A 22748-nucleotide genomic window follows, 5' to 3' on the forward strand; every position below is an offset into this window, starting at 1 on the left:
CCGTCGCGCGAGCCGCGACGGCAGGCCGGTGTTTCCTTCCCATCCGGACGCACGCCGAACCCGCGAGTGCGACCCAACTGACTACCGGAGTTGGCATGACCGAATCCGTTACCGTCCGCCGCGTCGGCGCGGACGAAGCGAAGCGCTGTGTCGAGGCACTCGCCGACGTGCTGATCGATTGCGTCGAGGGCGGCGCGTCCGTCAGCTTCATGTTGCCGATCGAGCGGGCGACCGCCGTCGCGTTCTGGACGAACGTCGCCGACGGCGTCGCGAACGGCGAGCGCATCCTGCTCGTTGCCGAGGACGCGGCCGGCCGGATCGTCGGCACCGTGCAGGTCGTGACCGCGCAGCCGGAGAACCAGCCGCATCGCGCCGATATCTCGAAGATGCTCGTGGCGCGGCACGCGCGCCGGCAGGGCATCGCCGCGCGGCTGATGGCGGCGGCCGATGCGGCCGCTCGCGACGCGGGCAAGACCGTGCTCGTGCTCGACACCGTGACGGGCGGCGACGCCGAGCGGCTGTACGAGCGGGCCGGCTGGCAGCGTGTCGGTGTCGTGCCGAACTATGCGCTGATGCCCGACGGCACGCTCTGCGCGACGACGTATTTCCACAAGCAGCTCGCGTAACGGCATTCGTCATGCATCCCGTCGCCCCGGCGCTCCTGTTCCTCACACTCGCGGCGGGTGTCGTGGCGCTGACCGCGCCGGTGTTGCTCGCGGTCGCATGGCGGCGCCGCACGCAGGTGCCGTTGCGGGTGTTTTTCTACGGGATGCTGACCTTTTTCGTGTTCCAGCCGGTGCTGCGCCTGTCGTGGCAGGTGCCGTTGTTCCACTGGCTCGCGCACGATCCCCGCTGGCACCTGACGATGCTCGTGTTCGCGGCGCTGACGGCTGGCATCTTCGAGGAGTGCGGGCGCTGGGTCGCTTTCCGGTATCTGCTGCCGAAGCGACATGATGCGCCGACGGCCGTGATGCTCGGGCTCGGGCACGGCGGGCTGGAAGCGATGCTGTTGGTCGGCGTCGGATTCATCGCGCTCGCTGCCGCCTACCTGCTCGCGCGAGCAGGCGTCGTGGTGCCTGAAGGTGCGCAGTCGCTGATCGGGTCGCAGTTCTCCGGCATGACACTCGCGTCGCCGTTACTCGCGCTGTTCGAGCGTGTGAGCGCCATGGCCGCGCACGTGGGGCTGTCGCTGATCGTGCTGCAGGCATTCGTCCGCGGCACGAAGCGCTGGCTCGCGTATGCGATCGCGTTTCATTTCCTGTTCGACCTCGCCGCCGTACTGCTGACGCGGTACTGGCATGTCGATACCGTGCTGGTCGAGGTGCTCCTGTTCGTGTGCGGTGTCGCGCTTCTGTGGCTGGGTGTTCGCTGGAGCCGCCGGATGACGGGTGCCGGCGAGGCCAGCACGGGGCCTGTTGCCTGATTGGCAAGGCGCCGTTCGAGAATCGAGCAGGGCCGCGGACATCGCCGGTCCGATATATTCACGCAGGAAGACTTCAGCAGAACGAGAACGCCCCGGAACCACCGCCCCGATGAAACGCTCCCATGTCGCTTTCGCCCTCACGGGCCTGCTCGTCGCGCTGCCGATTGCCGCGTATGCGCTCGTCAAGCCGTTGCGCGTCGTCGCGCCCGCGCTGGTCCCCGGTGTGTCGTGCCCGAGCGCCGATATCTGCACGGACGATGCCGCGAAGCTCGGCGACGCGCGGCAGCTCTATCGCGACGGCTATGCGCGCGCGGCGGCGGCCGTCGGTGCATTCCAGGCGGCGCCGCGCGTCGTGTTCTGCTCGACGCGAGCGTGCGCCGATGCGTTCGGCTTGGGCCAACGCGCGGCGCTGACGCTCGGGAATTTCGGCGTGGTGATCGCACCGCGCGGCTGGCAGACCTACTTTCTCACGCACGAGCTGATCCATCACCGGCAGGCCGAAGTGCTCGGCAACCTGGCCGTCGCGACCCGGCCGCGCTGGCTGATCGAAGGGATGGCATATTCGCTCAGCGACGATCCGCGCCATCCGCTGGCGGAGCCGTTCGAAGCGTGGCGCACGCGTTTTGCCGCCTGGAATGCGGCGCGCGGCGCACAGCCGCTGTGGGATGCCGCACGGGCGGTCGAATAGCGCGGCAAGACGTTGAAATATCACCGCGCACGCCGACACGCCGCACAGGTCGACGCAGCATGACGTTTGGGCGCGGCTATGCCGGTGCGCCCGGATCGTCGCGCCCGGCGGTGAGCGTCTCCCTCCCGGCGGCGAGGATCTCGTCGGCCAGCGCCGGATCGGTGCCGGCGATCGCGCGCGACAGCACGAGCGCGCCGACCATCTGGCTGAAGACCGCGACCGCATCGCGACGCGTCTGCGCCGACGTCGCGCCTTCCGTGGCCACCATCCGTTCCAGCCGATCGAGGTAGGTGGCGAGGCCGTGCGCATAGCATGCACGCGCCGCGTCGGTCAGGCGCGGCGCATCGCCCGCGAAACCGGACAGCGGGCATCCGGCCTCGACGTTGTCGCGATGCGCGGCCGACAGATACAACGCCACCTGCGCGTCGAGACTGCCGGCGTTCGGCGAATCCGCGCGGTCCTGCATCGCCTTTTCCATCACCTCGGCCACCAGCGCGTCTTTCGACTTGAAGTGGTTGTAGAAGCCGCCCTGCGTGAAGCCGGCTTCCTTCATCAGCTCCGTGAGCCCGACCGCGTCGACGCCGCGCGCGCGGAACAGCCGCTCGGCGGCCGCGACGATCGCGCTCCGGTTCTCGGCAGCCTGCTGTCTTGACACGCCCATAGATCCCTCCCTGATTTTGTCGATCGCGTCGATTGGAAAACACAATGGCGATCACCATTGACATGCCCGAGGGGCGAGAACACAATGCACCGCAAAGACGATGGTGATCGACATTGACATCGAGTGTAGCCGACTTGGCGGCGGGCGCAAAGCCGCGGCCGGCACACCGGATGGCAAGCGGTCGGGGTCTTGGGCGCCGCCGGGTCACGGGCAGCGGGCGGCTCGCCGTCTGCCGGCGGCGGCGCCACGGTTCGGTAAGCAAGGGCAGGCTGGTTTTCCACCGGATCTCAGGCGCGCGGCGAGCCGGCGCGCATGCGATTCATCATGCGAAAGGAACGAACATGAAGATCGAAGGTGCAGTGGTGTTCATCACGGGCGCAAACCGCGGGCTCGGGCTCGAGTTCGCGAAGCAGGCACTGGCGAGAGGGGCGCGCAAGGTCTATGCGGCGGCGCGCGATCCGGCCACCGTGACGCTGCCGGGCGTCGTGCCGGTGAAGCTCGACGTGACCGATCCGGCAGCCGTCGCCGCGGCGGCCGATGCCGCCCGCGACGTCACGCTGCTGATCAACAACGCGGGCATTGCGCGGCTCGGCAGCCTGACCGACGACGGCGCGCCCGACGCATTGCGCGATCACTTCGAAACCAACGTGTTCGGGATGCTGGCGATGTCGCGCGCGTTCGCGGGCAGCCTCGCCGGGAATGGCGGCGGCGCGATCCTGAACATCCTGTCGGTCGCGAGCTGGGTGAACCGGCCGATCCTGGCGGGCTACGGCGTGTCGAAATCGGCTGCGTGGGCACTGACCAACGGGCTGCGCCATTCGCTGCGCGAGCAGCACACGCAGGTCGTCGGGCTGCATGCCGGCTTCATCGACACCGACCTGACGGCCGGCCTCGACGTGCCGAAGGCGACGCCGGTCGACGTCGTGCGCCAGGCATACGAAGCGATCGAGGCGGGAGAGGAGGAAGTGTCGACCGACGAGTTCACGCGGCAGGTGAAGGCCACGCTGTCGTCGGGCGTTTATCTGGAAGAACCGGCGCCGCGTTGAAGCCGCCGGTATCCCGAGCCCGCTGCCCCGGCTGCGCGTGCAGCGGGGGCGGCGGGCCGTACCGTCAGACGGTGGTGTCGATGATGCCCGGGATCTTCACGTCCGGGTTCACGTCCGCGTCGTAGTCGACGCCGGCGATCTCGAAGCCGAACAGCCGCAGGAACTCGGTCTTGTAGCCGGTGAAGTCGGTCAGCTCGTACAGGTTCTCGTTCGTCACGTGGTTCCACTGCGCGACGACCTTCGCCTGCACCTGCGGATCGAGCTCCTTGTAGTCCGCGCGCAGGCGGCCTTCTTCGTCGACGTGCGGCTTCGTGCCATACAGGCTGTCCTTGAACAGGCCGTACACCTGCTCGATGCAGCCTTCGTGCGTGCCGGCTTCCTTCATCGTCTTGAACAGCAGCGACAGGTACAGCGGCATCATCGGGATCGCCGAGCTGGCCTGCGTGACGACCGCCTTCAGCACCGACACGCGCGCGTCGCCGCCATGCGCGGCGAGCTTGTCGCGGATCGACAGCACTTTCTTGTCGAGATCCTTCTTCGCTTCGCCGATCGAGCCGTTCCAGTAGATGTCGTGCGTGATCTGCTCGCCGAGATACGTGAACGCGGTGGTCTTCGCGCCGTCGGCCAGCACGCCGGCTTCATCGAGCGCGTCGATCCACATCTGCCAGTCCTCGCCGCCCATCACGGCGACGGTGCCGTCGATCTCTTCCTGCGTCGCCGGCTCCAGCGTGACGTCGCGGATCACTTCCTTGTCGGTGTCGAGGCCGCGGAACGTGACCGTCTTGCCGATCGGCTTGAGCGTCGAGCTGATGGTTTCGCCCGTCTTCGGATGCGTGCGGCGCGGTGCCGCGAGGCTGTAGACGACGAGATCGACCTTGCCGAGATCCTGCTTGATGGTGTCGATCGTGACCTGCTTGACCTTGTCGGAGAATGCGTCGCCGTTGATGCTGCGCGCATAGCGCCCCTTTTCGGCGGCGAATTTCTCGAACGCAGCGGTGTTGTACCAACCGGCCGTGCCCGGCTTCGTCTCGCTGCCGGCACGCTCGAAGAACACGCCGAGCGTGTCCGCGTCGGCGCCGAAGGCGGCCGAGATCCGGGCAGCGAGGCCGTAGCCGGTCGACGCGCCGATCACGAGCACCTTTTTCGGGCCGTTGGCGATCGGGCCGTGCGAAGTCACGTAGTCGATCTGTTCCTTGACGTTGGCTTCGCAGCCGACCGGATGAGTCGTCACGCAGATGAAGCCACGCACGCGCGGTTTGATGATCATGGAAACCTCTACTCTAGTCAGAAAGGCTGGGACGGCCTGAATTCGGAAAATCCCGCGCATTGTAAAGGAAGCGGCCGATCGCGGGCGGACGCTTCCGGAACCGGGCGGCTCGTCCGGTTATTTCTCTCTTGACAGAAATAACTGAAATGCCTAAATTTCACGTCATGGAACTCACACCGATTGCCGAACGATTCATTCTCCACTGGGGCGAAATGGGCTCGCGGTGGGGCGTCAACCGCACCGTCTCGCAGATCCACGCGCTGCTCTATCTGGCCGGCCGGCCGATCGCGGCTGACGAGATCGCCGAGACGCTCAACGTGGCGCGCTCCAACGTCAGCACGAGCCTGAAAGAGCTTCAGGCGTGGCGGCTGGCGAAAGTCGTGCACGTGCTGGGCGACCGCCGCGACCACTTCGAGACGTCGACCGACATCTGGGAACTGTTCAAGCTGATCGTCGAAGGGCGGCGGCAGCGCGAGATCGAGCCGACGCTCACGGTGCTGCGCGACTGCCTGACGAATCCCGAGATCGCGAACGAGAGCCGTGAGACCGAGCAACGCATCCGCGACACGCTGCAGTTCGTCGAGACGCTCACGACCTGGTCGGACGAGATGCTGCGGCTCAAGCCCGATACGCTGATGAAGGCGCTCGGCATCGGCGCGAAGATCAGCCAGACGGTCAGGCGCAAGCCGTCGAAGTAAGCAGGACACGCGGTGCGGGCAGCCAGCCCGCTTTTTTTGGGGTCGTTATTTCTGTCTGTACAGAAATAACTGTAAATAGAGGATGAAAATGGACACCGTCTTGCCGTCGACCTGCCCGCCTGGCCGCACCGGGGCGCGCAGCATGACCGTGCTCGTGTGCGGGGCGAACGGCTTCATCGGGCGGGCACTGTGCGCGCGGCTCGAAGCCGGCGGCCATCGCGTGCTGCGCGGCGTGCGTCAGGCGGCCGGCCCGTCCGACGTCGCGATCGACTTCGCGAAGGACGTCGACCCCGACGCGTGGCTCGCGCGGCTGGAAGGCGTCGACGTAGTGATCAATGCGGTCGGCCTCCTTGCCGATCAGCGCGGCGCGACGCTCGACGCCGTGCATCGCGCCGCGCCGTGCGCGCTCTTCACCGCGTGCTGCCGCGCAGGCGTGCGGCGCGTGATCCAGATTTCGGCGCTCGGCGTCGAGCGTGGCGATACGCGCTACTTCGCGAGCAAGGTCGCGGCCGACCGCTTCCTGCAGACGCTGCCGATCGACTTCCGGATCGTGCGTCCCGCGCTCGTCTACGGCACGGACGGCGCGTCGGCGCGGTTTTTCCGGATGCTCGCGAGCCTGCCGGTGCAGGTGCTGCCGGCGGGCGGCCATCAGCGGCTGCGCCCCGTGCACGTCGACGATCTCGCCGAAGTCGTCGCGCGGTGCGTCGATGCGCCGGCGGCCGGCCACCCGGTGATCGACGTGGTCGGCACCGACGAAGTCGAATACCGCGAGATGCTGGCCCGCTACCGCGCCGCGCTGGGGTTTGCGCCGGCCGTTCGCATCGGATTGCCGGGCCCGCTGGCCGGTGTGGCGGCCGTGCTCCTCGGCACGCTGCCGGGCGCGATGTTCACGCGCGATACGTGGACGATGCTGCGTGGCGGGAACACCGGCGATCCGGCTGCCGCCACGGCGATGCTCGGCCGGCCGCCGCGCGGAATCGACGGCTTCATCGGCGCGGACGCCGCGGCGCTGCGTCGCGACGCGCTCGCGATGTGGCGTCGTCCGCTGCTGCTGGGCGCGCTGGCGATCGTGTGGATCTGGACGGCCATCGCCAGCGCGTTCATCCATCCGCTGCACGCAAGCCTCGCGCTGCTCGCACCCGCGCACCTGACGGGGCTGCCCGCGCTGATCGCGCTCTATACGGCCAGCGCGCTGGACTTCGCGTTCGGCGTCGCAACCGTCGTCGCGCCGTCGCGCCGCCTGTGGGCCGCGCAAGCCGCGCTGATCGTCGCGTATTCGGCCGTCATCGCGGTCACGATGCCGGGCCTGCTCGCCGAACCGTTCGGCCCCGTGCTCAAGAACGTACCGATTCTCGCGATCCTGTTGATCCTTTTTTCAGAAGAAGAACAACCATGAATACCTATCTCGTCATCAAGGCGCTTCACATCCTGTCCTCGGTGCTGCTGGTTGGCACGGGGTTCGGCACCGCGTTCTACCTGTTCTTCGCGAACCGCACGCGCTCGGTGCCCGCCATTGCGGCCGTGTCGCGGCTCGTGGTGCGCGCGGACTGGTGGTTCACGACCCCGGCCGTGATCTTCCAGCCGGCATCGGGCCTGTGGCTCGCGCATACGGCCGGCTGGCCGTGGGATACGCCGTGGCTCATGGCGTCGATCGTGCTGTACGCGATCGCCGGCGTGTGCTGGCTGCCGGTCGTGTGGCTGCAGGTCGAACTGGCCGCGATGGCGAAGCTCGCTCATGCGAGCGGCGAGGCCGCGCTGCCGGAACGCTACTGGCTTTACGCGAAGCGCTGGGAACTGCTCGGCTATCCGGCGTTCTTCGCAATGCTGACCGTCTACTTCCTGATGGTGCTCAAGCCGATGTAAGTGTGCCGGTGCCGCTGAACAGAAGCAGCGGTTCGGCACAGCGGAAAGCAGTCGATCGATTCATGAGGCATGCGACAGAAAAAAGAAGGAATGCGAATCATGGACTCAAATGAACTGGTGCTGTACTTCGACGGACGATGTCCGTTATGCGTGGCGGAGATCAAGCGTCTCGGGGCCCGCGACGCGCGACGCCGGCTGGCTTTCGTCGATATCGCCGAGCCGGTTTTCGATCCCGCGCCGCTGGGCGTCGACCTGCCCGCGCTGAACCGCGAATTGCACGCGCGTTTGCCCGACGGACGCATGCTGACCGGCGTGGACAGCATCCTGGCCGCCCAGGCGCTGACCGGCCGTCGCTGGGTCGTCCGGTTGCTGCGCGTGCCGGCCGTGCGCGGTGCGTTGGCGCTGCTATATCGCCGCTTTGCGCGCAACCGGCATGCGGTATCGCGCTGGCTCGGCTATCGCGCCGAAGCGCCGTGCGACGGAGCGGCGTGCGGTAGCGGTCGCGACCGTGCTGCCGCACCCACGGCGGATCGTCCGGTGGGTGACGCGGCGCGCCGGATCGTCGTGACCTGGATGTACTGCGCGGCGCTTGCACACCTGCTCGTCGGCGTTGCCGTTCCTTGGGTTGCAAGCGCGCCGTGGCTCGACGCGTATCACCGCGCCATCGAGCTGCATTTCTGGACGGGAACGGCACCTGACGCGGCGCGTGCGCAGCAGATCTGGTGGATGTCGCTGATGGGCGCGACGGTGCAATGCGCGTCGGTCTGGATGCTGGCGCTCGTGCACCTCGGCAACAGGTTGCAGAAACGGGAAGTGTGGGGATGGCTGCTGGCCGGCCTGCTGATCTGGGCGCCGCAGGACGTGCTGTTTTCATTGCAGGCCCAGGTATCGGGCCACGTGGCGATCGACGCGGCGGCACTCGTCGCGATGGTGTCGCCGCTTGTCTGGCTTTGGAGGAGGGACGCGGTATGAACACCTTGCCTGCTTACGACTGGGCGCTCAACCTGCTGATCGTGCAGGGCGCGATGGGCGCATTCGATACGCTTTATCACCACGAACTCACGCAGGATCTGCCGCATAGCCCGCGCGCGCGGCTCGAGCTGGGAATTCACGCGGTGCGCTCCGTGCTTTACGGTCTCGTGTTCGCATCGATCGCGAACGTCGCCTTTCACGGCGCGTGGGTCGCGGCCCTCGCGGTGGTGGTCGTCGTCGAGGTGGTGCTGACGTTGTGGGATTTCGTCGTCGAGGACCAGAGCCGCAAGCTGCCGGCGACCGAACGCGTGCTGCACACGCTGCTGGCCGTCAACGGCGGCGCGCTGTTCGGAATGATCGCGATGCAGCTGGCCACGTGGGCGCACGAGCCGACCGCGCTGCAGGCGCTCGATCTCGGTTGGCGCGGCTGGGTGCTGAGCCTCTTTGCCGTCGGTGTGACGATTTCGGGAATCCGCGACGGAATCGCGGCCTGCCGGATCGCGCGACGCGAGCCGGTCGTCAATCCGTTCGCGGGGCAGCCGCCGGGGAATGTGCTCGTCACTGGCGGGACCGGCTTCATCGGCGAAACCCTCGTGAACCATCTGCTCGATGCTGGGCATGCGGTCACGTTGCTGGCGCGCGATCCGCTGCGCGCGGCCTACCAGTTTCACGGCCGCGTGCGCAGCGTGACGTCCGTCGAACAGCTGCAGCCGCACGAGCGTTTCGACACGGTCATCAATTTCGCGGGTGCGCCGGTGCTCGGCGCACGCTGGAGCAAGGGCCGGCAGGCGGTGCTGCTCGCCAGCCGCGTCGGCGTGACGGAATCGCTGATGCGCTGGGTCGAAACCGCCGAGGTCAAGCCGCGCACGTGGATCCAGGCATCGGCGATCGGTTACTACGGCGTGCGTCCTTCGGACGAGCGGCTCGATGAAAGCAGCAGCGCCGGCTCCGGCTTCATGTCGGCGCTGTGCCGGCAGTGGGAGCAGTCGGCACAACCGCTCGAGCGTCATGGCGTTCGTTCGGTGGTGCTGCGGCTGGGCGTCGTGTTCGGCCCCGGCGGCGCGCTGCGCCCGATGCTGCTGCCGCACTACTTCGGGATGGGCGGACGATTCGGCGACGGCACGCAGGTGATGAGCTGGATCCACCGGGACGACGTGCTGCGGATCATCGCGCGTGCGATGGTGAATTCGGGCATGCACGGCGTCTACAACGCGGTCGCACCCGCGCCATTGACCCAGCGCGAGTTCGTGCAGGTCGTGTCGAAGGTGCTGCGCCGCCCGGCCTGGCTGCACGTGCCGGCCGCGCCGCTGCGGGTCGCGATGGGCGAGATGGCCGAGCTGCTGCTGGACGGGCAGCGCGTGATGCCGGCACGCCTGCATCAGGACGGATTCATGTTCCGGTACCCGACGGCCGAGCACGCGCTGCGTGACCTGACGAATCGCCCGCATGCGGATTTTCCGCATATGACCTGTCGCTTGCCCCGAGGTCGCGTATAAACTCGGCGTGAACGCGTTCGGCGCGTGTCGTGCGTCCCGGGCGCTCCGCATCCGACCTCACAAGGAGACTGCATGCTGCACATCCTCGGCAAGATCCCGTCCATCAACGTTCGCAAGGTGCTGTGGCTGTGCACCGAGCTGAACCTGCCGTTCGAACAGGAAGACTGGGGCGCGGGCTTCCGCACGACCCACGATCCGGCCTATCTCGCGCTGAATCCGAACGGTCTCGTGCCCGTCATCAAGGACGACGATTTCGTGCTCTGGGAATCGAACACGATCATCCGCTACCTCGCGAACCGCTACGGCGGCGATGCGCTGTATCCGGCCGAGCCGCAGGCGCGCGGGCGGGTCGATCAATGGATCGACTGGCAGGGCGCGGACCTGAACCGCTCGTGGGTCGGCGCGTTCCTCGGCCTCGTGCGCAAATCGCCCGATCACCAGGACCCGGCCGGCATCGCACAGTCGATCGCGGGCTGGACGAAGCACATGCAGGTGCTGAACGCGCAGCTCGAAGCGACCGGTGCGTACGTGGCCGGCAACGGCTTCACGCTCGCGGACATTCCGATCGGCCTGTCGGTGAACCGCTGGTTCGGCACGCCGTTCGAGCATCCGGATTTCCCGGCGGTGTCGCGCTATATCGAACGTCTCGCGACGCGCGAAGGCTTCCAGAAATACGCGGGCAGCGCGAACCCGTGATGCGTCGCAGGTCGTGTGCGGTGTGGCGGCGTGGCAAGCGCCACCGCGTTCGCGTCACGATCGATATGCACGGGCCCGCGGGCCCGTTTTCATGCGCCCGGCGCCGGCACCGCGTCGAGCACGCGCGCAAGAAACGCCTCGTGATTCCACGCGGATTCCGGCCGCGACAGCCCGAGCCGCACGACCACCAGTTGCCGGCTCGGCACCACGCTCACGAACTGGCCTTCATGGCCGACCGCATGAAACGCGTCGGCCGGCATCGCGACCGCATGCGGATCGCGATCGTTGAACGGCTCCGGCACCTTGACCCACAGCTGCGCGCCATACTCCTGTCGCTCCGACTGCGGCGTCGTGCGCGTCAGGTAGCGTACCCAGCCTTCCGGCAGCAGCCGCTGCCCGTCCCACACGCCGTCCTGCAGCAGCAACTGCCCGAAGCGCGCCCAGTCGCGCGCGCTCGCATACATGTACGACGGGCTGACGAGCGTGCCGGACGCATCGGGTTCGAACACCGCGCTGCGCATCCCGAGCGGCGCGAACAGCGCGCGGCGCGGTAACGCGAGGTAGTCGGCGTCGTTGCCGCCCAGTGCCTCGCGCATCACGCGCGCGAGGATCGCGCTCGTGCCGCTCGAGTAGGACCACCGCGTGCCGGGTGTCGCGGCGAGCGGCTTCGCCGACGCGAACCGCGCGGTATCGGGTTGCGCGTACAGCATCAATGCGACGTCGGACAGCGGGTCGTCGTAGTCCTCGTTGAATTGCAGGCCGCTCGTCATGCGCAGCAGCTCGTCGAGCGTGATGGCCGCGCGCGGATCGCCGCCGCCGCGCCATTCGGGCAGCAGCGCCGACGCATCGGGCGACAGCTTGTGCTGCGCGACGAGCGTGCCGACCAGTGCGGCCGTGACGGTCTTCGTCATCGACCAGCCGGGTAGCGGCGTGTCGGCCGTGAAGCCGGGCGCATAGCGTTCGGCGATCACCTGGCCGCGCCACATCACGACGACCGCGCGCGTGCGCCGCGGCCGCGCCGGATCGGGCTCGTCGAACGCGCGGTCGAGCGCGGTCTGCAGCTTCTGCGCGTCGATGCCGGCCGGCAGCGTGGCCGGTGCCGGCTGGGTGGACGGCGGGTCGGGGAGAGGCGGCAGCGCGGCCGGCAACGCGCCGGGCGACGTCCCGAGCGCGAGCGTGCAGCCGAGCCCGGGCCGGAAGTCGGCTTCGCGTTCGGCGAAGCCGGCGAAGGTCGCCGTCGCGCGATGATGATCGGGGTCGATCGACGGGTGTACCAGTTTCAGCAGCGGATGCACGCCGGCCATGATGTCGACGTCGATCACGGACGCCGCCGGGCGGCCCGACACGTACACGCCGGAACACAGCGCCTTCGCCGCATAGCCGGTCGCGATCGGCGCGAGCCGGGACAACATATGGCCCGTGTAGCCGACCGCGGCGACGACGGCAAGCGCGACGCCGCGCAGGATCAGCTTCTTGAAGGGGATCGTCATGCGCGAGCGTCCTCGATTGTCGGGAGGCAGAACCTGAACCGGCAGTGTCGCAGGTTCGGGCTGGCGGTGGCAATCGCGGGTGGGTGCGACGCCGGGCGGCGCCGACCGCGCGCAAGGTGCCCGGCGTGTGTGACTCGCATGTGTCGATCGTCTGGAGCGAACGGGCCGCATGCGGCCCGTCCAGGCGGCGCGTTACTGCGCGTTGTTGTGGTCGGAGCGCAGGGTCCAGACCGTCGCGGTATTCGTGTTGTCGTCGACGGCTGCGAATTCCAGTTGGCCTTTGCTGCCGTGCCCGAACGCGAGGCCGAACGCGGCCCCCGGCACGGTGTCGACCTGCATTTGCGCGACGAAGCGCCCGTCCACCGTGAATTCGACGATCTCGCTCGGCTGCTGCGGGTCGGCGTTGACCGCATCGCCGTTCGCGGTCACGAGATGGCCGTTCGGCGCGAGCGCCAGCGCGAGCGGGCCGTGCAGGTGTGCCACGTCGAAGTAGATCATCCGTCCGACGCCGCCGTTGCGATTCGTCGACGCCGCGTTCTGGATCGCGAACACGGCGTTGTCGCCGGTGGACGCGACATACAGCACGTCGATGTTCGGGTCGTAAGCGAGGCCGGTCGGGCCGACGACGAGTGCACTGGGATCGGTTCGATTCACGTAGCCCGACGCGATGACGCGCGAGCCCGGCAGCATCGTGACGCCGTTGTCGCCGATCGCGAGTTCGATGCGCGAGACCGTCCCGTTCAGCACGTTCGACACGAACGCGGTCACGCGCTGGCCGCGATCGATCACGGTCATGTCCCACGGCCCGTCGAGCAGCGCCGCACTGCTGAGTTGCGTGACGAGATTGCCTTGCGGACCGATGACGAGCAGCGACCCTGGCGGCACGACGGTCTTGCCGTCCGGCGCCGGGACGTTGCCGACCAGCACGAAGCCGCTGCGCAGCACCGCGAGCGCGGTCGTCAGGCCGAGATTGCTGCCCTGGAAGAAGGCCGCCGGCGTCTTGCCGGGTGTCAGCTTCACGATCGTCGTGCCGGTGCCTTGCGTGTTCGACGCCGCGTTGAAGTTGGACACGACGACGTCGCCGGGTTTCAGCGTGCTCCAGCTCGGCACGCCGCGCGGCACGAACGCGATGCCGTACGGATTGACATCGCCGTTGGCGGGCACGGTCGACGCGGTAAACGATGGAATCGGCAAGATGATGTCGCTGCCGCCGGCCCAGGCGAACGCCGACGACAACGCGACCAGCCCGGCGCCGCATGCCGCGCGGCATAGCGAGTGCGCAAGCGTGCGCCGGACGTGCGCGACGACCGGCGGATCAACCGCAAGGATGGGCGCGGCGGGAGAACGACAGGAGGGAAGAGGGTCCATGGCATGACTCCGGTTGATGATCGCGAGCAGTCATCCCGGCTGCCGGCCTGCGCAGCCGACGGGTGTCCGGCGCAGGTTCGCGATCGTGCTGTTGCCGCGTGAACCCACGCTCGAAACAAACGGATGGCGACGGCCGGATATTCCATTCCGTTACCGATGCTGCAGGCGAGCCGGCGGCCATTGTTCGCCGCAAGGGCGATGCGGCCTGACAAGTTGAAATCCGACCGGCCGTCGGCCGATAATCGTCCGGCATCGCTTTCTCCCTCTCCCAGTCCAACCGTTATCGGAAAACGCCATGTCCTACGACAACAACAACCCGTTCGCCAAGATCCTGCGCGGCGAACTGCCGTGCGTGAAAGTCGCGGAAGACGACGCAACCCTCGCGATCATGGATCTGATGCCGCAGGCCGACGGCCACGTGCTCGTGATCCCGAAGGAGCCGGCCGCGCAGATCTTCGAGTTGTCCGGCGATGCAGCCGCGGCCGGCATTCGCATGACGCAGCGCGTCGCGGCGGCGGTGCGCGCGGCGCTCGAACCGGACGGTGTATTCATCGGCCAGTTCAACGGCGCGGCCGCCGGCCAGACGGTGCCGCATGTGCACTTCCACGTGATTCCGCGCTGGGAAGGCGCCGAGTTGCGGATGCATGCGCGCGAGATCGCCGACGCGGCGACGCTCGAAGCGCTCGCGCAGCGCATTCGCGCGCGTTTCGTGTAACGCGTCGATTGCACGCGGCGACGGCACGGCATCGCGTACCGGCCCGCCGCCGTGCAAACGCCTGTTTCAGCGGTCATGCGAGGTAACACGTGTAACCGCCGACGAAACTCGGCCAGGCCCACCCGGCGCTAGACTCCGCGCATTGCTTCACCGAGCGACAGGAAGGGCGGATCGCCTCTTCGTGCCGGCCGCCGCCCTTCACGGCGGCACGGCTTTCGCGAGGTGCCATTCGTCTTTCGCGCCGGGAATCGAGCCATGACCAGACTTCTCATCACGCTTGCCCTGATCGGCGGCCTGTCCGGCTGCTACGTCGCGCCGCCGTACGGCTACGCGCCCGCGCCGGCCTACTACGGCTATGCGCCGGCGTATTACGCGCCGCCCGTCAGCGTCGGGATCGGCGGCAACTTCCGCATCCGCTGATCCGGCATCGGGCGCAAGTGCTGGCCGCATCGGTCAGCGCCGACGCGTGGCGCCGGGGACTCGCGCGGATTCGCGTATCGCATGACGGCGGTGCGCTGCGCGGCGTGCGCGCGCTTCCTATACTTCACAGGAAAGCGCATTCCGCGTTCCTGTGAGGCAGCCATGGCAGTCACCCGCAAGATCGCAGTCGCGTCGGCCCTCTCCACGCTCGTCTATCTCGGGCTCGCGGTGCTCGGCAGCGGCGGGTTCGCGGCCTTTTTCTCGCATCCACAGCTGACCGTCGTCGTCGTCGCGACGCTCGCGATGGCCGTCGCCGCGCTGTTCACCGAAGGCAACCTCAGCAGCGGCGAGCGCGAGAACCGCGACAACCGCTGGGTGCTCGCGGCGTTCGGGGTGAGCGGGTTCCTGCTCGCATACCTGCCCGCGCTGACCGACCGGCTCGACTTCTGGACTTTCGGCGGCGAGGCGGTGCGCTGGATCGGCGTCGTGTTGTACATCGTGGGCGGTGTGCTGCGCATCTGGCCCGTATTCGTGCTCGGCAAGCGCTTCAGCGGGCTCGTCGCGATCCAGCCGGGCCATACGCTCGTGACCGACGGCATCTACCGCCGCATCCGCAATCCGAGCTATCTCGGCCTGGTCGTCAATTCGGTCGGGTGGGCGCTGGCATTCCGCTCGGGAGTCGGCTTGCTGCTCGTCGTGCTGACGATGGTGCCGCTCGTCGCGCGTATTCGCTCCGAAGAGGCGCTGCTGCGCGAGCAATTCGGAGCCGAATACGACGCGTATTGCGCGCGGACCTGGCGTCTGCTGCCGGGCGTGTACTGACCCTCTTCATTTCTTCCGCGCCGCCGTTTCAGGCGCCGCCCACGATTCGTTCCCGATGTGTTGCCACGTGTGTCGCAAACGTGCGACGCCGCCTATCGCCGGCCTGTCGTTCCGCACGGCCGAGCCCTCGGCGAAGCCAATGCTGGCGCGGGTTTGCGGGCATTCGGGTGCAGCCGTTCGAACGCGCTTATTCGTAAACAACTTGTTACCAGAATGTCCACGGCAAGGATGCGGGACCGGTGCTATTCTTCGCCGCAAGCTCAATGAAATGAATTGGTCCGCGGTTCGGCACAATGCCTGACACGACGTCGATCGATTCAGATCGTCGTACCGAGCGGACCTTCAATAACCAGATTGCGAACAAGGAAGAATACGGGAATGTGGAAGAAAATCGCCCCCGCTCTCGTCGTCGCCGCTTTGACCGGCGCGACTGCACTGCCGGCCATGGCAGGTGACATGAACAACGCGCTTGGCGGCGCGCTCGGCGGGGTAGCCGGCGCAGCGGTCGGCGGTGCGCTCGGCGGCAGCACGGGCTCGGTGATCGGCGGCGCCATCGGCGGCGGCGCGGGTGGCGCGGTGACGTCGAACCGTCACGAGCGCACCGGCGCGATCATCGGCGGCGCCCTCGGCGGCGGCGCAGGTACCGCGGCAGGCAACGCGATGGGCGGCCGCACGGGCGGCCTGCTGGGTGCGGCGGTCGGCGGCGGCGCCGGCGCGGCGCTCGGCGGCAACATGTCGCGCAGCTCGTACGAGCGCGATTACGGTGGTCGCGGCGATCGTGGCTACCGCCACCGCAAGCATCACCATCACCGCGACTGGGACTGATCGTCGCTGGCGCGGCTCGGTGCGTGAACCGCGCACCGGCGCGCCGACGGCGTCGGCACCCGACGCGAGATTCGGCCCGGCAGCCTGCCGGGCCGTCATCGCCGGCCAGACCGGCGAATACCTTCCGGCTCCCTCAGCCGCGGCCAGATGCCCGATCGACGGGCCGGCAAGTTTCCCTCCTCGCTGTATTTCCCCGCTTTCCGACTCCATCGACTCTCGTGACTGAATGCGTCCGAGTAGCGCCGATACCATTCGCGTTCCATTCGATTTCCGTTGGCCCCCGTTCTGCGGCCCGACGGCGGCTCATGACTGGCGCGGTGCGGCTTGCCGCCGTGCGCACGTCGTCGCGCTCCAGTCTGCGTAACCGGATGTGTCGCGAACCGCGTGTGTCGCGACAGCGGCTGCGGCTTTTCACCTGTCCTGTAGCGTTCCGGCGAACGTGGCGTTGCCCCGCCCGTCAGGATTTCCCTGATAGCCAGACCGCCGCTTCGCACTTCCTCACCGCGTATCACGGCTGCCGGCTGGTAGTGGGAAATCGAATGCAATCCATCGCAACATTTAATTGGTCGATTGCGAACGACTTCGCTATCGTCGGCGATGCTCGCGTACGGCATCGCACCGTGCCGCTGGCCGCGCCTCGCCGCATGATCGCGAGCGCCACGGCCCGGTCGCCGGCCCCACAAGCACGGGCCGCTACGTCCGAAGAACCGGACGAACCCGTCGCGAAGCCTGGCCGACCGAACGAAGGCGCATGCGCCTTCAAGCCACCCCGGCAACGATGTCCCGCCGCCGCATGCGTGCCCCACGCGCGTACGTGCCGCCCGATGCCGTTGGCACCCGGGGCCGGACCAACCCATTGCCTGGATGCACTATGTCTAAGACAACGTATTACGCGCCGCACGGCGGCCACCCGCCGCAGACCGATCTGCTGACCGATCGCGCGATGTTCACCGAGGCGTACGCGGTGATCCCGAAGGGTGTGATGCGCGACATCGTCACGAGCTGGCTGCCGTTCTGGACGAACACGCGTCTGTGGGTGATCGCCCGCCCGCTGTCGGGTTTCGCGGAAACCTTCTCGCAGTACATCGTCGAAGTGAACCCGGGCGGCGGCAGCGACAAGCCCGAGCAGGACAAGAACGCCGAAGCGGTGCTGTTCGTCGTCGAAGGCGAGGCCGAGCTGACGCTGCAAGGCACGAAGCACGTGCTGAAGCCGGGCGGCTACGCGTTCATTCCGCCGGGCGCGGACTGGACGCTGCACAACGTCAGCGATGCCGCGGTGCGTTTCCACTGGGTGCGCAAGCACTATCAGGCCGTCGACGGCATTCCGCTGCCGGAAGCCTTCGTGACCAACGAGCAGGACGTCGAGCCGATCCCGATGCCGGGCACCAACGGCGCATGGGTGACGACGCGCTTCGTCGACATGAGCGACATGCGCCACGACATGCACGTGAACATCGTGACGTTCGAGCCGGGCGGCGTGATTCCGTTCGCTGAAACGCACGTGATGGAGCACGGGTTGTATGTGCTGGAAGGGAAGGCGGTTTATCGACTGAACCAGGATTGGGTCGAGGTCGAAGCCGGTGACTTCATGTGGTTGCGCGCGTTCTGCCCGCAGGCGTGTTATTCGGGTGGGCCTGGGCGCTTCCGTTACCTGCTGTACAAAGATGTGAACCGTCACATGAACCTGTTGCTGAATCCGGCGCGGTAAGCGTCGTTCAGGCAGTTGGATGTGAAAGCCCGCCGGCGGATGCCGGCGGGCTTTTTTTCGGCTTCTTCGTGGGTTTCCGGGGGAGCCGTTTGACGCCCCGTTTCCGACGGTCGAGTGGCCGCGGTTCCAACGGCAGATGTCAGCTGCGGATTCAACCCGGCATCGACGGAATCCAGCCGGTGCGTGTTGCGAACACACCGACCGTCAGTCGGATGCCGCCGGCGACTCATTACCCTGCGTCGCGCCACATTGATGGCAATGGGGGAAGAAGAAGAAATTCCGGCCACCGCATCCGCATACGTTGAAGAGCCTCAATCCGCAATGCACGCAGAACGTGGAGTCGTCGCCGCCGAGATTCCATTGTTTGTCGCAGGACGGGCAGCGCTTTTTTTCGAGTGAGCGAACAGCCTTTTCGTATCCGATCGTGCGCGCACGTTCTCCCTGATCCTGCTGCAATTCGAGCCGCTTGCGTTCGGCATAGCGCTGAAAGGCCTTCATCATGTAAAGGCCGGCGAACACCGTGAGCGCAATGCCGACCAGGACCCGGACATAGCCGCCAAAATTCGGCAAGTACGGGACCAGTTCGATGAAAAATGCGCTCAGTGAAAACAGGCCGAAGCCATATACGAAAGGCCAGTAGCGCATCTTGCGATAGCGCACGAACAGCCAGATCGCCATCAGCAGAATCGGCAGCGTGAGCGCAAGCCGCAGTCCGAACACCTGCAACTCGTAATGCCGGTCCGCCTTTTCGAAGCGCTGTTGGGCTGCCGCGTCCGCGTCGGCGATTTGCGTGTCGACTTGAGCCTGCTGCGACGCCAGGGCCCGTTGCTGGTCGCCGACCGCATCGATCTGATGCTGCCAGTTGACGACCACGGCCTGGAGCGTATCCAGCTTGCGAGTTCTCGCCAGAATGTCCGGGTCCCTCGCACTGTCTCCCGTCACTGAGCGGGTTGCCAGCCAGTTGCGGAAACTTTCTTTCTCGGCCGCGTACTCCTTCGCGGCGCGTCCGCGAGCCACCTCCATTGCGTCGGCCTTCTCGGCAAGCGCGTCGTGCCGTGCCTGCAGATCGCGTCGGGCTGCATCCAGCCGCGCCTTCAATGGCGCATCCGCGAATTGCTCGACGACGGGCGGCCCGCCCCTCGGAGCGAAGGCCATGTCGCGAATCACGAGACTGCCGAGCATGTTCAGAAAGACAGCGAAGATGATCGCAATTACCCACGAGGCGAGCCGCAGGAGACGTGCCGGACTGGTCAGGCCATCGCTGGAAGTCATCATTGTTTTGCCTTTGTTGGAATGGTTATATAAGCGGGCTTGATTGTCGACGATTCCCGCACCCTTGTCGAACATCCCCGGCTGGCCGAGAGCCGCTGGTCTTCCCCGCGTTTCCCGGAAATTCGCGACGAACCCGTTTTCACGGGCGATGCGTGTGGCTACAGGCCGAGCGCAGCCGCCGCGAGCGTCGCGACCTGCAGCCGTGTATCGGGCGACAGGCCGTCCTCGATCAGCCACACGGCCGACAAACCCGACCACGCGAGAATCCACTGCAGCAACCGGCGCCTATCGAGCCGTGCAGCATCGGCCACGACCATGACACGCTGTTCGAACCGCACCGGATCGACCGCAACGTCGTGTGAAGGATTGCAGAACAGGTTCGCGTAGTCGAATGCGCGATCGCCGCGCAGCCCTTTTGGATCGATCGCACGCCAGCCGCGATCGCCGAAATGGAGAATGTTGCCGTGATGGATGTCGCCGTGCAGGACGACTTCGTCGACGGGCGGCCCGTCCAGCAGCTGGCGCGCGACCGTTCCCGAGCAACGAAGCACGACACTGGCTGAAGCGTCGGACAGCAGCGCCTGAAACCAGTCATGCAGCGGCACGACCGAAGGCGGCTCCGAAGCACGATACGCATGCAGCCGCGCGACGACATCGCACGCGATGCGCATCGCATCGTCATCATGCCCCGATGCCGAAAAGCCGGCCAGCGTCGGTTCCGGCTGCGCCCGTTCGAGCAGAATCGCATCGCCGTCGTGCAGCCACACCTGCGCGGCGCCTTGCCCGTTCCACCAGGTCATCAGCGCATTGCCGCGACGTTCTTCGTCGCAGGTAGCGACTTTCAACATCGCCGGCCGCGATTGCCAGACGACGGGCAACAGGCCGCCGCTAGCGGTCACGATCGGGCCGCCGTCAGGAACGAGGCCCCACAGGCCAAGGTATCGATCGAACATCACACGATGCTACCGCCGAACCGGCTCGCGCGCAGCACGGTTCGTCCAACGATGCGTCACGCGGTCGCAGATACGACGTGAACGGCCCGGCGCACTTTCCTAAATAAAATTTAGCCAGCCAAACTTTGGCTAAAGAATGTTCCGGTTTCGTGCCATCCCTTCGACAATGCGCGCCTTTCGTGACGGTCGGCGTCTCTTGAACGCAGCCCGTCACAGCATCGAAGAAGGAGCCCGACATGACCGACCACATCGCATCTCCGCCGCCGCCATCGGCGCCCCCGCCACGCCGTCGCCGTATGTGGCGCACGCTCGCGGGCGCGCTGCTCGGCCTGACGGTCGCCTGCGCGGGCATCGGCGCATGGACGATCCAGCGGATCTGGACACAATTGCCGTCCGTCGAGCACCTCGCCGTGTACCGTCCCGCGCTGCCGCTGCGGATCTTCTCGCGCGACGGCGACCTGCTGGCCGAATACGGCGTCGAGCGGCGCGAGTTCGTGCCGCTCGAACGCATCCCGCCGCTGATGCGGCAGGCGCTGCTCGCGGCCGAGGACGCGAAGTTCTACCAGCACGGCGCGGTCGATTTCAACGGCCTCGCGCGCGCGACGTTCGCGAACGTCTTGACGGGGCAGCCGGGGCAGGGCGGCAGCACGATCACGATGCAGGTTGCGCGCAACTTCTACCTGACACGCGACAAGGTGCTGAGCCGCAAGCTCGCCGAGATCCTGATGGCGACCAAGCTCGAACGCGAATACAGCAAGGACAAGCTGCTCGAGCTGTACATGAACGAGATCTATCTCGGCGAGCGGGCCTACGGTTTCGCGGCGGCCGCGAACGTGTATTTCGGCAAGCCGCTCGACGCGCTGAGCGCGGGCGAGGCGGCCGTGCTCGCGGGGCTGCCAAAGGCGCCGTCCGCGTTCAACCCGGTCGTCAATCCGGCACGCGCGACCGCGCGGCGCAACTACGTGCTCGGCCGGATGCATGCGCTCGGCCAGCTCGACGACGCGACGTATCACGCGGCCGTCGACGCGCCGATCGTGCTGGCAACCACGCCGCCGCCGGGGATCATGGCAGCGCCGTACGTCGCCGAGCGCGCGCGCCGGATGATGGTCGAGCGTTTCCATGACGACGCCTATACGCTCGGCCTCGACGTGACGACGACGATCTCGATGCGCGACCAGCGCGCGGCCGAATCGTCGCTCGCCCGCACGCTGAGCCGCCAGCCGCGCGCGCAGCGCGATGCGCGCAACGGGCTCGAGGGCGCACTGGTATCGCTCGACGCGGCAACGGGCGACATGCTCGCGCTCGTCGGCGGCGCGGATTTCAACCGCAACGTGTTCGACCATGCGCTGCAGGCGTATCGTCAGCCGGGGTCGAGCTTCAAGCCGTTCGTCTATTCGGCGGCGCTGGAAAAGGGCTACTTCCCGGGCGTGCTCGTCGACGATACGCAGCGCACGCTCACGCATGAGGAAACCGGCGCGCGTCCATGGCGCCCGCGCAATTTCGCCAACAACTACGAGGGCTTCATTCCGGTGCGGCGCGGGCTCATGCGCTCGAAGAACCTGGTGGCGGTCAGCCTGATGCAGGCCACCGACGCGCGCTACGTGCAGCAGCACGCGGTGCACTTCGGCTTCGACGCGCAGCGCAATCCGGCGTCGCTGCCGCTCGCGCTCGGCGCGGGCGCCGTGACGCCGCTCGAACTGGCGAGCGCGTACAGCGTGTTCGCGAACGGCGGCACGCGGATGGAGCCGCGCCTGATCCTGTCGGTGAAGCAGCGTCATGGCGGCGCGATATACGAGGCGACGGCGCCGTCGGGTGAGCGCGTCGTGTCGGCGCGCAACGCGTTCGTGATGGACAGCATGCTGCGCGACGTCGTGAAGTCCGGCACCGCGCGCGGCGCGCTCGCGCTGCGCCGCGACGACGCGGCCGGCAAGACGGGCACGTCGAACGGCTCGAAGGACGTATGGTTCGCCGGCTACTCGTCGGGCATCGTCGCCGTTGCGTGGCTCGGCTACGACACGCCGCGCCCGATGGGGCGCGCGACCGGCGCGTCGCTGGCGCTGCCGGTCTGGCTCGATTACATGAAGACGGCCGTCGACGGGCGTACGCCGGTCGAGGCAACGCCGCCGCAGGACGTCGCGCTCGTCGACGGCGACTTCGTCTACGCCGAATACACGCGCGGCACGTGCACGGCCGACGTGCCGTCCTACATCCGCAGCCGCTTCGCGTGCGGCGGGCCGGCGGCGGTGGGCGGTGCGTCCGACGCGCCGGGCAGCAACGGCAAGCCCGCCGAGCCGATGCCTGCCGCGGTCGATGCGGCCGAGCGCGAACGCGTGCTCGACCTGTTCCGGACGGATGACTGACGCGC

At 67.4% G+C, this 22748-nt stretch carries 23 protein-coding genes; 16 read left to right on the forward strand and 7 right to left on the reverse strand.

Annotated features, from left to right (window positions below; translation table 11 throughout):
- Nucleotides 1-95 precede the first annotated feature (95 nt).
- The 3 genes from LGM56_RS27810 to LGM56_RS27820 all read left to right on the forward strand — a co-directional run bounded on the left by LGM56_RS27810 (nt 96) and on the right by LGM56_RS27820 (nt 2111).
- Entirely contained in the window at nt 96-626 is a 531-nt protein-coding gene (locus tag LGM56_RS27810; RefSeq protein WP_089428904.1) for a GNAT family N-acetyltransferase, read from the forward strand.
- 11 nt (nt 627-637) lie between these two features.
- On the forward strand, nt 638-1423 hold the full coding sequence (locus tag LGM56_RS27815) for a YhfC family intramembrane metalloprotease (protein WP_226207289.1): 786 nt from the start codon (nt 638-640) through the stop codon (nt 1421-1423).
- Nucleotides 1424-1532: 109 nt separating this feature from the next.
- The gene (locus LGM56_RS27820) at nt 1533-2111 is read left to right on the forward strand and encodes a hypothetical protein (RefSeq protein WP_226207290.1); all 579 of its coding nucleotides are present in this window, start codon (nt 1533-1535) and stop codon (nt 2109-2111) included.
- 76 nt (nt 2112-2187) lie between these two features.
- Here LGM56_RS27820 and LGM56_RS27825 read toward each other — a convergent pair whose 3' ends face one another.
- Nucleotides 2188-2772, reverse strand: coding sequence for a TetR/AcrR family transcriptional regulator (locus tag LGM56_RS27825; RefSeq protein ID WP_226207291.1), 585 nt, complete (start codon nt 2770-2772; stop codon nt 2188-2190).
- A 341-nt stretch (nt 2773-3113) separates the two neighbouring features.
- Between LGM56_RS27825 and LGM56_RS27830 the strand changes: the two genes are divergently transcribed.
- Nucleotides 3114-3818: an SDR family oxidoreductase gene (locus tag LGM56_RS27830; RefSeq protein ID WP_226207292.1), complete on the forward strand. Its 705-nt coding sequence runs from the start codon at nt 3114-3116 to the stop codon at nt 3816-3818.
- Nucleotides 3819-3882: 64 nt separating this feature from the next.
- Here the strand turns inward: LGM56_RS27830 and fabV are convergent, their stop codons facing one another.
- A complete protein-coding gene (fabV, locus tag LGM56_RS27835) occupies nt 3883-5085 on the reverse strand; it encodes an enoyl-ACP reductase FabV (RefSeq protein ID WP_226207293.1) in 1203 nt (400 codons plus the stop codon).
- Nucleotides 5086-5249: 164 nt separating this feature from the next.
- Between fabV and LGM56_RS27840 the strand changes: the two genes are divergently transcribed.
- The 6 genes from LGM56_RS27840 to LGM56_RS27865 all read left to right on the forward strand — a co-directional run bounded on the left by LGM56_RS27840 (nt 5250) and on the right by LGM56_RS27865 (nt 10810).
- Entirely contained in the window at nt 5250-5783 is a 534-nt protein-coding gene (locus tag LGM56_RS27840; protein WP_011353812.1) for a GbsR/MarR family transcriptional regulator, read from the forward strand.
- Nucleotides 5784-5871: 88 nt separating this feature from the next.
- Nucleotides 5872-7179, forward strand: a complete 1308-nt coding sequence (locus LGM56_RS27845) for an SDR family oxidoreductase (protein ID WP_226207294.1) — start codon at nt 5872-5874, stop codon at nt 7177-7179.
- Complete coding sequence (locus tag LGM56_RS27850) at nt 7176-7646, forward strand: DUF2269 family protein (protein ID WP_089496068.1); 471 nt, start codon at nt 7176-7178, stop codon at nt 7644-7646. The genes LGM56_RS27845 and LGM56_RS27850 overlap by 4 nt, the downstream gene beginning before the upstream one ends.
- A gap of 99 nt (nt 7647-7745) precedes the next feature.
- Nucleotides 7746-8618 (forward strand): thiol-disulfide oxidoreductase DCC family protein, encoded by an 873-nt coding sequence (locus LGM56_RS27855; protein ID WP_226207295.1) that lies wholly within the window; start codon nt 7746-7748, stop codon nt 8616-8618.
- Entirely contained in the window at nt 8615-10114 is a 1500-nt protein-coding gene (locus LGM56_RS27860) for a TIGR01777 family oxidoreductase (protein WP_226207296.1), read from the forward strand. The genes LGM56_RS27855 and LGM56_RS27860 overlap by 4 nt, the downstream gene beginning before the upstream one ends.
- Before the next feature lie 72 nt (nt 10115-10186).
- Nucleotides 10187-10810: a glutathione S-transferase family protein gene (locus LGM56_RS27865; protein WP_226207297.1), complete on the forward strand. Its 624-nt coding sequence runs from the start codon at nt 10187-10189 to the stop codon at nt 10808-10810.
- Between the two features lie 89 nt (nt 10811-10899).
- On the opposite strand, the gene LGM56_RS27870 is transcribed toward LGM56_RS27865, so the two are convergent.
- Nucleotides 10900-12300, reverse strand: a complete 1401-nt coding sequence (locus LGM56_RS27870; protein WP_226207298.1) for a serine hydrolase domain-containing protein — start codon at nt 12298-12300, stop codon at nt 10900-10902.
- Between the two features lie 192 nt (nt 12301-12492).
- Nucleotides 12493-13668, reverse strand: a complete 1176-nt coding sequence (locus LGM56_RS27875) for a hypothetical protein (RefSeq protein ID WP_226207299.1) — start codon at nt 13666-13668, stop codon at nt 12493-12495.
- A 295-nt stretch (nt 13669-13963) separates the two neighbouring features.
- Between LGM56_RS27875 and LGM56_RS27880 the strand changes: the two genes are divergently transcribed.
- The 3 genes from LGM56_RS27880 (at nt 13964) to LGM56_RS27890 (ending at nt 15625) form a co-directional block, all read left to right on the forward strand.
- A complete protein-coding gene (locus LGM56_RS27880; RefSeq protein WP_043181059.1) occupies nt 13964-14383 on the forward strand; it encodes an HIT family protein in 420 nt (139 codons plus the stop codon).
- Between the two features lie 255 nt (nt 14384-14638).
- A complete protein-coding gene (locus tag LGM56_RS27885) occupies nt 14639-14803 on the forward strand; it encodes a hypothetical protein (protein WP_011353821.1) in 165 nt (54 codons plus the stop codon).
- A 162-nt stretch (nt 14804-14965) separates the two neighbouring features.
- On the forward strand, nt 14966-15625 hold the full coding sequence (locus LGM56_RS27890) for a methyltransferase family protein (RefSeq protein ID WP_089496073.1): 660 nt from the start codon (nt 14966-14968) through the stop codon (nt 15623-15625).
- Between the two features lie 317 nt (nt 15626-15942).
- On the opposite strand, the gene LGM56_RS27895 is transcribed toward LGM56_RS27890, so the two are convergent.
- Nucleotides 15943-16083, reverse strand: a complete 141-nt coding sequence (locus LGM56_RS27895) for a hypothetical protein (protein WP_226207388.1) — start codon at nt 16081-16083, stop codon at nt 15943-15945.
- Here LGM56_RS27895 and LGM56_RS27900 point away from each other — a divergent pair.
- Together LGM56_RS27900 and LGM56_RS27905 are read left to right on the forward strand one after the other, a co-directional pair.
- Nucleotides 16043-16450, forward strand: a complete 408-nt coding sequence (locus tag LGM56_RS27900) for a hypothetical protein (protein WP_226207387.1) — start codon at nt 16043-16045, stop codon at nt 16448-16450. The genes LGM56_RS27895 and LGM56_RS27900 overlap by 41 nt on opposite strands.
- Before the next feature lie 871 nt (nt 16451-17321).
- Nucleotides 17322-18158 carry a bifunctional allantoicase/(S)-ureidoglycine aminohydrolase gene (locus LGM56_RS27905; protein ID WP_039349877.1) on the forward strand — a complete coding sequence of 279 codons (837 nt, stop codon included), beginning with the start codon at nt 17322-17324 and terminating at the stop codon, nt 18156-18158.
- 204 nt (nt 18159-18362) lie between these two features.
- Here the strand turns inward: LGM56_RS27905 and LGM56_RS27910 are convergent, their stop codons facing one another.
- Entirely contained in the window at nt 18363-19430 is a 1068-nt protein-coding gene (locus LGM56_RS27910) for a zinc ribbon domain-containing protein (RefSeq protein ID WP_179254860.1), read from the reverse strand.
- A gap of 158 nt (nt 19431-19588) precedes the next feature.
- Nucleotides 19589-20383 (reverse strand): aminoglycoside phosphotransferase family protein, encoded by a 795-nt coding sequence (locus LGM56_RS27915; protein ID WP_226207300.1) that lies wholly within the window; start codon nt 20381-20383, stop codon nt 19589-19591.
- Nucleotides 20384-20619: 236 nt separating this feature from the next.
- Between LGM56_RS27915 and LGM56_RS27920 the strand changes: the two genes are divergently transcribed.
- Complete coding sequence (locus LGM56_RS27920) at nt 20620-22743, forward strand: penicillin-binding protein 1A (protein ID WP_226207301.1); 2124 nt, start codon at nt 20620-20622, stop codon at nt 22741-22743.
- The last annotated feature ends 5 nt before the right edge of the window (nt 22744-22748 follow it).

It is taken from the genome of Burkholderia sp. AU38729, from assembly GCF_020419725.1.
GTDB lineage: Bacteria > Pseudomonadota > Gammaproteobacteria > Burkholderiales > Burkholderiaceae > Burkholderia.